Source organism: Sphaerisporangium sp. NPDC088356 (genome assembly GCF_040685555.1).
Taxonomy (GTDB): domain Bacteria; phylum Actinomycetota; class Actinomycetes; order Streptosporangiales; family Streptosporangiaceae; genus Sphaerisporangium.
Genome location: NZ_JBFBIK010000066.1, coordinates 1 through 13,102, shown reverse-complemented (window position 1 = coordinate 13,102; position 13,102 = coordinate 1). Strand labels below are relative to the sequence as shown.

The 13,102-nt window shown below is 70.4% G+C and carries 16 protein-coding genes; 5 read left to right on the top strand and 11 right to left on the bottom strand.

What is annotated here, in order from left to right:
• Positions 1–6: 6 nt before the first annotated feature.
• From bioD to AB0O34_RS23110, 4 genes are read right to left on the bottom strand one after another with little or no spacing between them, the layout of a single operon-like run.
• Positions 7–723 carry a dethiobiotin synthase gene (gene bioD, locus AB0O34_RS23125; RefSeq protein WP_363918479.1) on the bottom strand — a complete coding sequence of 239 codons (717 nt, stop codon included), beginning with the start codon at positions 721–723 and terminating at the stop codon, positions 7–9.
• A 24-nt stretch (positions 724–747) separates the two neighbouring features.
• Positions 748–1,503 carry a GntR family transcriptional regulator gene (locus AB0O34_RS23120; RefSeq protein ID WP_363918477.1) on the bottom strand — a complete coding sequence of 252 codons (756 nt, stop codon included), beginning with the start codon at positions 1,501–1,503 and terminating at the stop codon, positions 748–750.
• Positions 1,500–2,654, bottom strand: coding sequence for an 8-amino-7-oxononanoate synthase (locus AB0O34_RS23115; protein WP_363918475.1), 1,155 nt, complete (start codon positions 2,652–2,654; stop codon positions 1,500–1,502). Before AB0O34_RS23115 ends, AB0O34_RS23120 begins: the two co-directional genes overlap by 4 nt.
• A 23-nt stretch (positions 2,655–2,677) precedes the next feature.
• The gene (locus AB0O34_RS23110) at positions 2,678–2,812 is read right to left on the bottom strand and encodes a hypothetical protein (protein WP_363918473.1); all 135 of its coding nucleotides are present in this window, start codon (positions 2,810–2,812) and stop codon (positions 2,678–2,680) included.
• A gap of 69 nt (positions 2,813–2,881) precedes the next feature.
• Between AB0O34_RS23110 and AB0O34_RS23105 the strand changes: the two genes are divergently transcribed.
• The gene (locus AB0O34_RS23105) at positions 2,882–4,339 is read left to right on the top strand and encodes a histidine kinase N-terminal domain-containing protein (RefSeq protein WP_363918471.1); all 1,458 of its coding nucleotides are present in this window, start codon (positions 2,882–2,884) and stop codon (positions 4,337–4,339) included.
• Between the two features lie 182 nt (positions 4,340–4,521).
• Here the strand turns inward: AB0O34_RS23105 and AB0O34_RS23100 are convergent, their stop codons facing one another.
• Both AB0O34_RS23100 and AB0O34_RS23095 read right to left on the bottom strand, forming a co-directional pair.
• Positions 4,522–4,776 carry a WhiB family transcriptional regulator gene (locus tag AB0O34_RS23100; protein WP_363918469.1) on the bottom strand — a complete coding sequence of 85 codons (255 nt, stop codon included), beginning with the start codon at positions 4,774–4,776 and terminating at the stop codon, positions 4,522–4,524.
• Positions 4,777–5,062: 286 nt separating this feature from the next.
• Complete coding sequence (locus tag AB0O34_RS23095; RefSeq protein WP_363918467.1) at positions 5,063–6,058, bottom strand: diacylglycerol kinase family protein; 996 nt, start codon at positions 6,056–6,058, stop codon at positions 5,063–5,065.
• Positions 6,059–6,118: 60 nt separating this feature from the next.
• Here AB0O34_RS23095 and AB0O34_RS23090 point away from each other — a divergent pair, with 60 nt between their 5' ends.
• Complete coding sequence (locus AB0O34_RS23090) at positions 6,119–6,496, top strand: hypothetical protein (RefSeq protein ID WP_363918465.1); 378 nt, start codon at positions 6,119–6,121, stop codon at positions 6,494–6,496.
• 40 nt (positions 6,497–6,536) lie between these two features.
• On the opposite strand, the gene AB0O34_RS23085 is transcribed toward AB0O34_RS23090, so the two are convergent.
• The 3 genes from AB0O34_RS23085 to sodN form a co-directional block, all read right to left on the bottom strand.
• Positions 6,537–7,337: an RNA polymerase sigma factor SigF gene (locus tag AB0O34_RS23085; RefSeq protein WP_344952723.1), complete on the bottom strand. Its 801-nt coding sequence runs from the start codon at positions 7,335–7,337 to the stop codon at positions 6,537–6,539.
• On the bottom strand, positions 7,334–7,771 hold the full coding sequence (locus AB0O34_RS23080; RefSeq protein WP_363918463.1) for an anti-sigma factor: 438 nt from the start codon (positions 7,769–7,771) through the stop codon (positions 7,334–7,336). Before AB0O34_RS23080 ends, AB0O34_RS23085 begins: the two co-directional genes overlap by 4 nt.
• A gap of 229 nt (positions 7,772–8,000) precedes the next feature.
• Positions 8,001–8,402, bottom strand: a complete 402-nt coding sequence (sodN, locus tag AB0O34_RS23075) for a superoxide dismutase, Ni (protein ID WP_363918461.1) — start codon at positions 8,400–8,402, stop codon at positions 8,001–8,003.
• 82 nt (positions 8,403–8,484) lie between these two features.
• Here sodN and AB0O34_RS23070 point away from each other — a divergent pair, with 82 nt between their 5' ends.
• A complete protein-coding gene (locus AB0O34_RS23070; protein ID WP_363918459.1) occupies positions 8,485–8,802 on the top strand; it encodes a S24 family peptidase in 318 nt (105 codons plus the stop codon).
• Positions 8,803–8,826: 24 nt separating this feature from the next.
• Here the strand turns inward: AB0O34_RS23070 and AB0O34_RS23065 are convergent, their stop codons facing one another.
• Positions 8,827–9,369, bottom strand: coding sequence for a CGNR zinc finger domain-containing protein (locus tag AB0O34_RS23065; RefSeq protein ID WP_363918457.1), 543 nt, complete (start codon positions 9,367–9,369; stop codon positions 8,827–8,829).
• A 550-nt stretch (positions 9,370–9,919) separates the two neighbouring features.
• Here AB0O34_RS23065 and AB0O34_RS23060 point away from each other — a divergent pair.
• On the top strand, positions 9,920–11,050 hold the full coding sequence (locus tag AB0O34_RS23060) for an NADP-dependent malic enzyme (protein WP_363918531.1): 1,131 nt from the start codon (positions 9,920–9,922) through the stop codon (positions 11,048–11,050).
• A gap of 60 nt (positions 11,051–11,110) precedes the next feature.
• Here AB0O34_RS23060 and AB0O34_RS23055 read toward each other — a convergent pair whose 3' ends face one another.
• Entirely contained in the window at positions 11,111–11,473 is a 363-nt protein-coding gene (locus tag AB0O34_RS23055; RefSeq protein ID WP_363918455.1) for a hypothetical protein, read from the bottom strand.
• A 183-nt stretch (positions 11,474–11,656) separates the two neighbouring features.
• Between AB0O34_RS23055 and AB0O34_RS23050 the strand changes: the two genes are divergently transcribed.
• Positions 11,657–13,018 (top strand): hypothetical protein, encoded by a 1,362-nt coding sequence (locus AB0O34_RS23050; protein ID WP_363918453.1) that lies wholly within the window; start codon positions 11,657–11,659, stop codon positions 13,016–13,018.
• Positions 13,019–13,102: the final 84 nt, after the last annotated feature.

Here is a 13,102-nt window from a genome sequence, read left to right as displayed (position 1 = left end):
GTTGCGTCACAGACTAAGGGTTGCCCGGAACCGTGAAGAGTCGAACCCGCCGCCGAGCAGGGGCCCCAGTCCGTCATGCGCCACGCGGGCGAAGGCGGCACGGCCGAGCGCCCCGGCGCCCTCGGGGAGCGCCCCCGCCAGCGGCCGGGCGGCGAGCGTCTCCAGGTCGGTGACGTTGCTCCGGTCGGCGACGCCGGGCTCACGCGGCCAGGAGCCGATCACCAGCCCCGCCAGGTCGAGCCCCCGGCCCGCGAGCGCCTCGAGCGTCAGCGCCGTGTGGTTGAGCGTGCCGAGCCCGGCCCTCGCCACCACGAGGACGGGGGCGCGCAGCGTGCGGGCCAGGTCGGCGATGGTGGCGCCCTCCTCGTCGAAGCGCACCAGCAGCCCTCCCGCGCCCTCGACGACCACCAGGCGGTGGGTCTCCGCCAGCTCGACGACGCGCTCGGCGACGCCGGCCAGGGAGACGGGAGGAAGCCCGGACGCGCGGGCCGCGGCGGCCGGGGACAGCGGGTCGGGGAACCGCCCGAACTCGAACGTGGTGGTCACCCCGGACAGCCGGATGACCTCGTCGAGGTCGCCCGGCTCGTCCGCCGTGACCCCCGTCTGCGCGGGCTTCACCACCGCGACGGGCACCTCGCGCCGCCGCGCCAGCGCGGCGACGGCGGCGGTGACCACGGTCTTGCCCACACCGGTGTCGGTGCCGGTGACCACCAGAACGCTCACCGGCACCACCCTAGAGCCCCGGCCCTACGGCCGCCCCGGCGCCTGCGGCCCGCCGGACTCCGGTGGCCTGCGCAGGCGGGTGACGAACTTGTACCGGTCGCCGCGGTAGAGCGACTGGGCCCACTCCACAGGGTTCCCCTCGGCGTCGAAGGCGTGCCGGGTGAGCAGCAGCATCGGCAGGCCGACGTCCACGCCGAGGACCTGGGCGTCGTACGGGGTCGCCAGCACGGTCTCTATGATCTCTTCGGCGTCGGTCAGCTGGACGTTGTAGGCGTTGTGCAGGGTCTCGTACAGGGAGGCGTGCACCTCCAGCTCCCGCCGCAGCCGCGAGAAGCGCCGGGCGGACAGGTGGGTGGTGTCGATCGACATCGGCTCGCCGTTGGCCAGGCGGAGCCGGTGGATCCGCAGCACGCGGCCGCCCGGGTTGATGCACAGGCGGCGCGCCAGGGTCTCGTCGGCCGTGATGTAGTTGATGTCGAGGATCTTGGTGTCGGGCTCCAGGCCGACCGTGCGCAGATCCCCGGTGTACGACGTGAGCTGCAGCACCTGGGCGACCTTGGGCTGGGCGACGAACGTGCCCTTGCCCTGGATGCGCAGGAGCCGCCCCTCGATGACCAGCTCCGTGAGCGCCTGCCTGACGGTCGTGCGCGAGGTTTCGAAGCGCACGGCCAGGGCACGCTCGGGCGGCAGCGCCGCGCCCGCGGGCAGAGACTTGGTGAGTTCCAGCAAGTTCCGTTTGACGTCGTAGTACTTGGGAATCCGGGGAGAGTCTTCCGTCACACGTTCACCTTCATCTCGGCCACGGCGGTGAGCGCGCGTCCGATCACCGCGAGATCATCCGAACTCAGATTGGCCCGTGCGGTCAATCTCAGACAAGACCGGCCCGACGGCACCGACGGCGGGCGGAAGCACCCGGCGCGCACTCCGTGCTCCGCGAACACCGCGGCGGCGGAGAGCGCGACGTGCGGAGGGCCGAGCACGATCGGCACGACGGCCGCCGCCGGGTCGGTGGTGAGAAGGCCACGTTCCCCGGCCGCGCGGGCCAGCGCCGACGCATTGTGCCGAGCCTGTCTGGGCAGGTCAGGATGGTCGCCCACGATATCAATGGCCGCGAGTGCGGCGGCTACGGCCGACGGCGCGAGGCCGGTGTCGAAGATGAACGGCCTGCCCGTGTCGATCAGGGCGTCTACCACCTCGGACGCGCCTAGCACAGCTCCGCCCTGTGATCCGAGCGACTTCGACAGTGTGACGGTTCTCACAATGGTCGGGGCGTCCGCGAGCCCGGCGTCGTACACGGCGCCCCGCCCGCCCTCGCCGACCACGCCCAGGGAGTGCGCCTCGTCCACGACGAGCAGGGCCCCGTGCCGTACGGCCGCCGCGTACAGCTCGGCGATCGGCGCGAGGTCGCCGTCGACGGAGAAGACCGCGTCGGTGACGACCAGCGCGTGCTCCTCCGCGCGGTTCGCCAGCGCCTTCTCCACCGCCTCGACGTCCTTGTGGGGGGTGACGGCCACCCTGGCGCGCGAGAGGCGGCAGGCGTCGATGATCGAGGCGTGGTTGCCCTCGTCGCTCACCACCAGCCCGCCCGCCCCGAGCGTCGCGACGGCCGCGAGGTTCGCCAGGTACCCCGAGGAGAAGACCAGCGCCCGCCTGGCGTGGGTGAAGGACGCCAGCCGCTCCTCCAGTTCCGCGTGGAGCGTGGTGCTGCCCGTGACGAGCCGTGATCCGGTCGAGCCGGTGCCCCACCTTCCGGTGGCCGCCACGGCCGCCGCCACCAGCCGCTGGTCTCGGGACAGCCCGAGGTAGTCGTTGGAGGCCAGGTCGATGAGGCCGTCGTGGTCGGGGGTGCGGGGGCGCAGGGCGCGCTTCAGCCCGGCCGCCGCACGGGTGGCGGCGGCGGCGCGCAGCCGCGCCAGTGGATCTGTGCTCATGGTCTCGCTAAGGTCGGTGCTGTTCACGTGGCCTCTCCCGTGCCGGCGGCCGTGCTCGCGACCCGGCGTGCGCCGGGGCCGTCCACGGTGTCGGTCGTGCCGGCGGTCACGCTCGCGGGACGTTCCACGGGGTAAGCGGGCACTTGTGTGTGCTCCATCAGGGGAATCTTCCCAGGGGCGACCCTGTCGATTCGCTTTGGGCCGGGGTTAGCACGCATGATGCTCAGGTGCCGACTCTCAGCGACCTGGTGGCGCGCCACACCACTCTCGACCCGGCCGATCTGGAGTGGATGCACTCGCTGGTCACCGACTGGCAGCTCCTCGCCGACCTGTCCTTCGCCGACCTGATCCTGTGGATCCCCCTGCGCGACGAGTCCGGGTGGGTGGCCGTGGCGCAGATGCGCCCGACCACGGGTCCCACGGTCTACCACGACGACGTCGTCGGCTCGATCGTGGCGGCGGGGGAGCGTCCGCTGATCGACACGGCGTGGAACGAGCACCGCATCTGCCGCGAGGGCGACCCCGACTGGTCCAGCGGCGTGCCCGTGCGCGAGGAGACCATCCCGGTGCGGCGCGACGACCACTTCGTGGCGGTCATCCAGCGCTCGACCAACCTGTCCTCGGCGCGCACGCCGTCCCGGCTGGAGCTCACCTATCTGCAGAGCGCGTCCGACCTGGCGCAGATGGTCGCCGAGGGCCGTTTCCCCTTTCCCGAGGCGGCGCCGATCCTGGTCCGTTCCCCGAGGGTCGGCGACGGGCTGCTGAGGCTCGACCGCGCCGGGCGGGTGACGTACGCCTCGCCCAACGCGCTGTCGGCCTACCGGCGGCTCGGGCTGAACGCCGACCTGGTGGGCTCCGAGCTGGGCAAGACCACCGCCGCCCTGTGCTACTCCGACGAGCCCATCAACGAGGACCTCATGCTCGTGGCGAGCGGCCGCTCGCCGCGGGAGACCGAGGTCGAGGCGGGCGCCAACGTGGTGCAGCTCCGCGCGATCCCGCTCATCGTGGGCGGTGGCCGCATCGGCGCCCTGGTGCTCATCAGGGACGTGACCGAGCTGCGCCGCCGTGAGCGCGAGCTGCTGACCAAGGACGCGACCATACGGGAGATCCACCACCGGGTGAAGAACAACCTCCAGACGGTGGCCGCGCTGCTGCGCCTCCAGGCGCGGCGGCTGCAGGTTCCCGAGGGCCGTGAGGCGCTGGAGGAGGCGGTGCGCCGGGTGGGCTCGATCGCGATCGTGCATGAGACGTTGTCCCACACTCCCGAGGAGATCGTCGACTTCGACGACATCGCCGACCGCGTGATGTCGATGACCGGCGAGGTCTCGGCGGCCAACGTCATGCCGCGCCGGGTGGGCAGCTTCGGTATGCTCCCCGCGATGATCGCCACCCCGGTGGCCATGGTGCTGACCGAGCTGCTGCAGAACGCCGTCCAGCACGGTTTCGCGTACGGGAGCGGCACGATCAAGGTGATCGTCTCGCGGACCGAGGAGCGGCTCGACCTGGTCGTCGCCGACGACGGCGAGGGCCTTCCCGAGGGTTTCGACCTGGAGGCGTCGACCAGCCTGGGCCTGCAGATCGTCCGTACGCTGGTCGTGGGGGAGCTGTCGGGGCGCCTGGCCGTCAAGCCGCGTCAGGGCGGGGGGACTGAGGTCTCCATCACCATCCCGGTGCAGCCGGTCTAGCGGTCACCGCCGATCACCACGCCGGCGTGGTGATCGGCCCAGGACACTGCGACGCCCGGCCATCGCGTGACGCGATGCCGGGCGTGCCGGTTCCGCACGCCGCGACGCCGGGGCGGTGCGGAAGGCGCGGATGGATCCGGAGATGTCTCCAGACTCTCGGTTGATGTGACGCGCGTGCGGGCTCAGACACTCGCGCGAGCTCGAGCGCGGGCCGTGCGGCGCTTGAGCGCACGACGTTCGTCCTCGCTCAGACCGCCCCACACGCCGGCGTCCTGACCGGACTCGATGGCCCACTTCAGGCACGGCTCACTGACCGGACAGGCACGGCATACCTGCTTGGCCTCTTCGATCTGCATGAGTGCCGGCCCGGTGTTGCCGATCGGGAAGAACAGCTCGGGGTCCACGTCACGGCAGGCAGCGCGGTGGCGCCAGTCCATGCGTTCCACTCCTTCGTAGGTGGAGCCTGCGGCTCCGTCCGGTGACGGATGTTTGTGAACAATTTCACTAGCCAGGGCGAAATTTTGCCTGGGCCATGGGTTGAGGGGTCCAGGAAACTCGCGTGATCGCCGCAGACCTTCGAGGAACAGGGTGGATCCTCAAACGTCCTACGTTCCGACGTCGTGTTGAGCTTTTCAGGCATGCCCAGGTCACGCAAGAGGTTTGGGAGAACGTTTTGCCGGATATGCATGTCGGATGCATCACACTATGACGGCATGTGAGGGATTAGACCAGAACTTGTAACGCGCCGGGAACAGACCGGAAAGTCACGCGCTCACGCTCGCCGAGATAGTCGCCGTCAAGCTGGAAGGCCATGGGCCGCTTGGCCGACAGGGTGAACTCTTCCTCGTCGTGTACATGGACAAGATGCCCGCCTCTGGGCAGGCCAACCCGCTCTCCGACGATCTGGTGGATCAAGCTCGACATGGCGGCCATGCCCATCCGCCGCAGGCCGAGCAAGTCGAGCCCGGTGTCGAACCCCGCCCACGGCGTCGGGTTGACCGGCCGGTCGCCGATGTAGGTCCACGGCGCCGTGTTGCAGATGATCGTCATGAAGATGCCGTCGACGGGCCTGCGGTGGGGCCGTTCCAGCCGGAGGGCCGGACGGTGGCGGTCCGTCATGAAGTAGTGCCGAAGCGCGGTGTTGACGTACCGGCGCGGCGAGGCCTTGTACCCGGCCCCGCGCAGGCCCTCCACGGCTCGTACCACCTCGGCGTCGAACCCCAGCCCCGCACAGAACGTGAAATATCGGCTTCTGGCAGGTTCTGAGGAGCCGAGGGCCGGCTCGGTGGCATCACCCGGCGAACCGTCACCGAGCTCGCCGTCCTCCCAGATCGCCTGGCCCAGGTTGACGGTGCGCCGCCGCCCCTCCCGGATCGCCTCCAGCACCGCGCCCATCGCCTCCACCGGATCGTTCGGCAGCCCGAGGGAGCGGGCGAAGACGTTGGCGCTCCCGCCCGGGATCACGATCAGCGCGGGCTGTGCCAGGTCGCCCTCGAGCATGCCGTTGACGGCCTCGTTCACGGTGCCGTCGCCGCCGAGGACGGCGATCACGTCGAACCCCTTCTCACGTGCGGCGCCCGCGAGCACCGTGGCGTGCCCTCGGTACCCGGTCTCCTCCACCGACAGGTCGACGGCCGCGCCGAGAGCGCGTATGAGGACATCCCTCCTACGACGGTTGGTCGACGTCGCCGTGGGGTTGATCAGGAGGAGTGCACGCATGTCGCCCAGCGTATCCACCGGTCGAGCACCTGAGACCTGGGTCAAGTAGGGTGACGCGATATGTTGAACCGTCCGGTGACCCTTGTCGTGGCCGCCGTCGTCCTCGCGGTCGAGGGCGTCACCGCCGTGGTGCTGGGCGCCTACGCCGCAGTGGAGACCGTCATCGGCAAGCCCGCCGACGTGAGCAGCTCCATCGCCGTCTCGGCGTTCGGCATCGTCATCGGCGCCGCCCTGGTCTGGGTGGCCTGGGGCGTGCTCGGGGCGGCCCGCTGGAGCCGGGCCCCCGGCGTGGTCACGCAGATCTTCGCGCTGCCGGTCGCCGTCTCGCTCGTCCAGTCGGGACAGTCGGTGCCCGGCGTGCTCATCATCGTGGTCGCGCTGGCCGGCCTGGTCGCGCTGCTGGCGCCCGCCACGACCCGCGCCATGATCAAGGACTAGCCCGACCGGTGGCCGGCCGGGACAGGTCGATCTTCGGCGGTCAGTCTTCGGCGGTGAGCCCCTCGCGGAGCTGGGCCAGCGTGCGGGCCAGCAGCCGCGAGACGTGCATCTGGGATATGCCCAGCTCGGTGGCGATCTGCGACTGGGTCATGTTGCCGAAGAACCGCAGCAGCAGGATGCGCTTCTCGCGAGGCGGAAGCCGTTCGAGCAGCGGCTTCAGCGACTCGCGGTACTCGACGCCTTCCAGGGACTCGTCGACGATGCCGAGTGAGTCGGACACGGCTGGCGCGTCGTCGTCGCCTGAGTCGGGAGCATCGAGGGACACCGTGGAGTAGGCGTTGGCCGACTCGAGGCCCTCGAGCACCTCTTCCTCGGTCATCTGCAGATGCGCGGCCAGCTCGGCCACGGTGGGCGCCCGGCCCTGCCGCTGCGACAGCTCGCTGATGGCCTTTGTCAGTGAGAGCTTCAGCTCCTGCAGGCGGCGCGGCACCCGGACCGCCCAGCCCTTGTCGCGGAAGTGACGCTTGATCTCGCCCACGATGGTCGGGGTGGCGTACGTGGAGAACTCGACTCCCCGCGCCAGGTCGAACCGGTCGATCGACTTGATCAGGCCGATCGTGGCGACCTGGGTGAGGTCGTCGAGCCACTCGCCGCGGTTGCGGAAGCGCCGGGCGAGATACTCGACCAGGGGCAGGTGGAGCTCGACCAGCTCGTCACGGATGCGCTGGCGACGTGGGTCGTCAGCGGGCAACTCGGCCAGCTCGCCGAACAGCCCGCGGGCCCGAACCCTGTCGGGGACGGTGCTGTCACTGCCGGCCACGGCCCGGGTCCTCTCCGTCACGACAGCCTCGCAGCGCCTCGGCGCTTGTGCAGCACGATTGCCATGCGGTCGGGTGTGTCGGTCTCGGCGTCCACCTCGTCGGCCAGCGCGGTGAGCACCATCCAGGCGAAGTCGTCGCGCTTGGGCTCGGCCCGGCCGACCGTGCTGACCTCCACGCGGACGATCATCTCCTGGCCGGTCAGCTCGAACTCCGCGATCAGATCGGTGCCGGGCACGGCGTGGCCCAGCAGCATCGCGCACGCCTCGTCGACCGCGATACGAAGATCCTCGATCTCGTCCAGGGTGAAGTCGAGGCGCGCCGCCAGCCCCGCCGTGGCCGTGCGCAGCACGGACAGGTAGGCACTCGCAGCGGGCAGACGCACGCTCACCGCGTCACGGATCCCCGCGAGCCCACCGGGGATGCCGCCAGCACGCGTCGCTGTCTCGTCGGTCACGTTCCTCCTCGAACAGAGCTGCTGATTAGCAACTTACCGCCCCGTGCCCCCTGTTGCAGGACTGGGACGCGCCGATAGTCGTGATCTTGTAGAAATGCGGCCGGTTTCCCTGACGTCCCGCTGTCCTTTCGTTGACATCCAGGTGCGTTTGCCGGGCCCCTGGCCTCCTGGGACGCCTCTGGCCCCGCGCGAAAGGAGACCGCACGAGGCCAGAACGGGGCGAAGAGGCTCAGGCCGCCTTGGTCTCCCAGAAGATCTTCGAGATATCGTCGATCTTCCCGAGAAGGTCCTCGGCCTTGCTCACATCTACGGTGCCCTTGGCGCCCGCGGCTCCGGCCAGCTTCGTGGCGTCCCAGAAGAGCTGGTGGAGCTGCGGGTACTGCTCCAGGTGCGGAGGCTTGAAGTAGTCGGTCCACAGCACCCACAGGTGGTGCTTCACCAGGTCGGCCCGCTCCTCCTTGATGGTCAGAGCGCGAGCACGGAACACCGGGTCGTCGTTGTCGGCGTACTTCTGCATGATCGCCTTCACGGACTCGGCCTCGATGCGAGCCTGGGCGGGGTCGTACACCCCACAAGGGAGATCGCAGTGCGCGGAGGCGACATGGCCAGGCCGCAACAGTCGTGCGAGCATCGGTTTCCTTCCTTGATGCTGATAACAGACAGCACTATCCAATGCCCAACCTACTCGCCTTGATTCACGGAGATGGCAGGGGATGTCGTTCATGAGGGTGCGCGTCGAAGGCGATTCGATGCTGCCCGTTCTCCGGCCGGGGGACTGGCTCGTCGTGCGCCGCGGCGCCGTGGTGCGGCCCCGCGATCTCGTCCTCGCCCGGCTGCCCGGCGACCCCGCCACGATGATCGTCAAGCGGGCCGCGTGGCGGGACGGGGACGGGTGGTGGCTGGAGAGCGAGAACCAGCGGGCACCCGGGCGCAAGGACAGCTGGGACTTCGGCGCGGTGCCGCCGTCGCTGGTGCTCGGCCGCGTGGTGTTCCGCTACTGGCCGGTCAGGAACGGCGTGCGACCCCGGTGAGTGCCGGGCGCAGGACGTGGGCCCTCAGGCGCGGTGGCCGCTGAGGTCGCGGCGGCGGGCGCGGTAGGCCGCCACGTTGGCCCGGCTGGCGCAGCGCTCGGAGCAGTAGCGGCGGGACCGGTTCGAGGAGGTGTCGAGGTAGGCCCGGTGGCACGGGGACGCCTGGCAGAACCCGAGCCTGTCCACGCCGAGCTCGGTGACCAGCGCGGTCAGCCCCATGATGGCGCCCGCGGCGTACTCGTCCGAGAGCCGGCCGCCCTCGGTGAGGTGCAGGTGCCAGCGCTGGCCGTCGTGCCGGGAGATCTGCGGGTAGACCGGATGCCGCGTCAGCAGGGCGTTGAGCCGGTCGACGGCGTTCTGCTCGTCGTGACACGCGGCCGCGGCGAAGACGGCGGCCAGCTCGCGGCGCAGCTCGCGCAGCGCTTCGAGGTCGGCGCGGGTGAGGCGGCCGACCTGTCTCGCGCGGCCCGCCTCGACGAGGAACCGCCGGGCGCCCTCCAGCGAGCTCAGCGCGTCCTCGCTGTTGACCAGCAGCACGGCCAGCTCGGCGTATGACGTCAGGTCCACTGTGGAATTCCACCGCTGTAAGAGACGAGTCGGGATATCGAGTATTACATGGAACGGCCTGCGGAGCGGGAGGGTCGCCGTGTTCACGGGGGCGTGCCGGTGCGGTACGCGGCGGGCACCAGCGGCGATGCGGTGTTGGTGGCACTGGACGGGGTGGCCGGGGACGCCGGTACGGGTAGGACGCCGGAGCGCCTCGGGTAGAGATGGGGGTATCGAGGCATGTCGCTACGGGTATGACCTGTTGAGGGGGGAAAGTAACGATATGTCCGGTTGGATGCGCCTGGCGCTCGATGTTCGCCGCCAGATCTGTGGCAGAGCTGACATCGGCAGGCGTCTCGACATGTGGCACAATCAAGCAACGGGTGACCCCCGTACCCCCTCAAGAGACGACCGTCAACGACGACGGCCGCCGGGCGGCTACAGAAGCCTGGGCCTTCGTTCGCCTGCGGCGTCTACCGAAGGAATCCGTCCTTACGACACAGGGGTCGCTGTGGCAGTCACGCCGTTCTCCGCTTCTCTCGAATCCCTCGATCTTGATCCCGTGTTCGCGATGCACCGCGGCGGCAAGCTCGAGGTCCGGTCCACCATCCCGGTCCGCAACGCCGAAGACCTTTCTCTGGCCTACACGCCTGGCGTCGCCAGGGTCTGCACCGCGATCGCCGACCAGCCCGATCTCGTCAACGAGTACACCTGGGTCTCCAACGTCGTCGCCGTGGTCTCCGACGGCACGGCCGTGCTCGGCCTCGGCGACATCGGCCCGGCCGCCGCCATGCCCGTGATGGAGGGCAAGGCGCTGCTGTTCAAGGAGTTCGGCAACGTCGACGCCGTGCCCGTCTGCCTCGACTGCACCGACGTGGACGCCCTGGTCGAGACCGTCGTGCGGCTCGCGCCCTCGTTCGGCGGCATCAACCTGGAGGACATCAGCGCCCCCCGCTGCTTCGAGGTCGAGGACCGCCTGCGCGAGCTCCTCAGCATCCCGGTCTTCCACGACGACCAGCACGGCACCGCCATCGTGGTGCTCGCCGCCCTGCAGAACGCCGCCCGCCTGACCGGGCGGTCCCTCAGCGACCTGCGGGCCGTGGTCGCGGGCGCGGGAGCCTCCGGCGTGGCGGTCACCCGCATTCTGCTGAACGCCGGCATCGGCGACATCGCCGTCTCCGACTCCAAGGGCATCATCTACCAGGGCAGGGACGGGCTGAACCCCCACAAGGAAGCGCTCGCCAGGGACACCAACCGCGGCGGGTTCACCGGCTCCACCGAGGAGGCGCTGGCCGGGGCCGACGTGTTCATCGGCCTGTCCGGCTCGACGCTGTCGGAGGCCGCCGTGGCCTCCATGGCGAGCGACTCGATCGTGTTCGCCCTGTCGAACCCGACGCCCGAGATCCTCCCTGACGTCGCGCGCAGGCACGCCCGCGTCGTTGCCACCGGCCGCTCCGACTTCCCGAACCAGATCAACAACGTGCTGGCGTTCCCCGGGGTCTTCCGCGGAGCCCTCGACGTGCGCGCCTCGACGATCACCGAGAACATGAAGGTCGCCGCCGCCCACGCCCTCGCCGCCGTCGTGGGGCCCGACGTGTCGGAGAACTACGTGATCCCGAGCCCGTTCGACGAGCGCGTCGCCCCCGCGGTCGTCGAGGCCGTCGCCAGCCAGGCCCGCCTCGACGGGGTGGCTCGCAGGTAGACGCTCCGGCATCGGCCGGCACACCACCGGGGCCCGCGTCCAGCGGGCCCCGCGCCGTTTTCACGGGTTACCTGAGCCGCCGTGGTCGTCGAGGAAGTTCGGCGGGGCCGGCCTCCTGCGCGGGACCGGGTGGCGCAGGGCCTGCACGCGCCGCCGGGGCAGCGACCACACGACCCCGCCGTCCCACAGCCGTACCGCCACGTGCCGCGCGCCCTCCACCCGCTCGCGGGGCGCCAGATGCGCGGGGTCCAGCCGTACGCGGGTGATCTCCGCCCACGCGCACCTGCCGTACGGCATCGCGGCGAAGGTCGTGCGCACCCTCTCCACCGCCAGCTTCTCGGTGGCCGTGACCCCGCAGGCCGTCCAGCCGGCGGGTTCGTGGCCTGTGTAGACATCCCAGTCGAAAAGGCTTGCCTTCGTCATGAGGTATCGCTCCTGGGGTCAAGTCTTGGGAATTCCCACACCATGTCACGCATCGTGCTATAACAAAAACCCTCCGTTACCTGCTGGACAAGGGTGTGCACGAAGGGCGTATGTGCGCGCAGGGGGCTTGCGGCGACCGGAGTGCCATGACCATCCATGCAAACCTCCTCGGGGGTAAGAGCGATGCGACGCGAGCCCAACCTCCTCCTTCGGCACCTCGTCACCGAGGCGGCCTTCTCCCACAAGGGTCTGGCCCGCAGGCTCAACGACCTCGGAGCCGCGCGGGGCCTCACAGGGCTGAGGTACGACCACAGCTCGGTCTTGCGCTGGATGGGCGGCCAGCAGCCGCGCGATCCGGTGCCGACGCTCCTCGCGGAGATCTTCGCACTGAAACTCGGCCGGCCGGTGACTTCGGAGGATCTCGGTATGGCGGGGGGAGCCACGCCCCTCGACCTCGGACAGGAATTCACTCACTCGTGGCAGGAGGGTGTCGAGACCGTGACAGCACTATGGAGGGCGGACATGGAGAGGCGCAGGTTCCTGCTCGACTCCGCCTTCGCCGTCGGAGCGGGCTCGGCGGGAGCCCTGCGCTGGCTGACCTTTCCCATAGCGGGAAAGCCAGAGGCCGGCGGTGTACGCAAGGTCGGCGCGCCCGACATCGCCGCCATTCGCGAGGTCACCCGCTCGTTCGGCGAGCTGGACAACCGATTCGGCGGGGGCAGGGTGCGCTCCGCCGTCGTGAAATATCTGGACTCGGCGGTCGCTCCGCTGCTCAAGGACGGCCTCTACGGCGAGACCACGGGCAGGGCGCTGGCCTCGGCCGCGGCGGAGGTGACCCGCCTGGCCGGCTGGATGGCGTACGACCTGGAGCAGCACGGCCTGGCGCAGCGCCATCTCATCCAGGCGCTCAGCCTGGCACGCGGCGCGGGCGACCACGGCTTCGGCGGGGAGATCCTCGCCGGCATGGCGCACCAAGCCATATATATAGGACAGCCAAGGCATGCCCTCGACCTGGCCAGGGCCGCGCAGCTGTCCGCCCGCCGTGCGGACGTTCCCTCGCTGCTCGCGGAGGCGTACGTGCTGGAGGCCCACGCCCACGCGGCGCTCTCCGACGGCGCGGCCTGCGCCCTGGCGCTCCACGAGGCCGACCTGGCCTTCGACCGCCGCCGCCCCGATGAGGAGCCCGAGTGGATCCGCTACTTCGACGAGGCGTACCTGGCGGCCAAGTACGCCCACTGCTTCAGGGACCTGGGAGACGGGGCGCAGGCCGTGCGGTACGCGCGCCGGTCGCTCGACATGGACGGGCGCTATGTCCGAGGGCGGATGTTCAACCTGTCCCTGCTCGCCTCGGCCCACGCCCTGCGGGGGGACGCCGAGGAGGCCTGCCGGGTGGGGGCGTCCGCGCTCGACCTGGCGGCCGGACTGCAGTCCGTACGGACGCGGTCCTACGTCGCCGACCTGCGCAAGAGGCTGGAGCCGCTCAGCGGTGAGCCGAGCGTGGCGGCATTGGTCCAGCGCACCAGGGAGTTGGCCCCGGCGGCGTAGCCGGGCTCGCGCATGCCGGCCGGCGGTGGGCGTGGAACGCGGCGCGGGGCCCGGCCGAAGCCGGGCCCCGCTTCTGGAACGGTG

Excerpts from the sequence above, each read along its gene's own strand:
- AB0O34_RS23115 (WP_363918475.1), bottom strand. The coding sequence starts at position 2,654 with ATGAGCACAGATCCACTGGCGCGGCTGCGCGCCGCCGCCGCCACCCGT.
- AB0O34_RS23110 (WP_363918473.1), bottom strand. The coding sequence starts at position 2,812 with ATGGAGCACACACAAGTGCCCGCTTACCCCGTGGAACGTCCCGCGAGC.
- AB0O34_RS23100 (WP_363918469.1), bottom strand. The coding sequence starts at position 4,776 with ATGGACTGGCGCCACCGCGCTGCCTGCCGTGACGTGGACCCCGAGCTG.
- AB0O34_RS23095 (WP_363918467.1), bottom strand. The coding sequence starts at position 6,058 with ATGCGTGCACTCCTCCTGATCAACCCCACGGCGACGTCGACCAACCGT.
- AB0O34_RS23090 (WP_363918465.1), top strand. The coding sequence starts at position 6,119 with ATGTTGAACCGTCCGGTGACCCTTGTCGTGGCCGCCGTCGTCCTCGCG.
- sodN (WP_363918461.1), bottom strand. The coding sequence starts at position 8,402 with ATGCTCGCACGACTGTTGCGGCCTGGCCATGTCGCCTCCGCGCACTGC.
- AB0O34_RS23070 (WP_363918459.1), top strand. The coding sequence starts at position 8,485 with ATGTCGTTCATGAGGGTGCGCGTCGAAGGCGATTCGATGCTGCCCGTT.
- AB0O34_RS23060 (WP_363918531.1), top strand. The coding sequence starts at position 9,920 with ATGCACCGCGGCGGCAAGCTCGAGGTCCGGTCCACCATCCCGGTCCGC.
- AB0O34_RS23055 (WP_363918455.1), bottom strand. The coding sequence starts at position 11,473 with ATGACGAAGGCAAGCCTTTTCGACTGGGATGTCTACACAGGCCACGAA.
- AB0O34_RS23050 (WP_363918453.1), top strand. The coding sequence starts at position 11,657 with ATGCGACGCGAGCCCAACCTCCTCCTTCGGCACCTCGTCACCGAGGCG.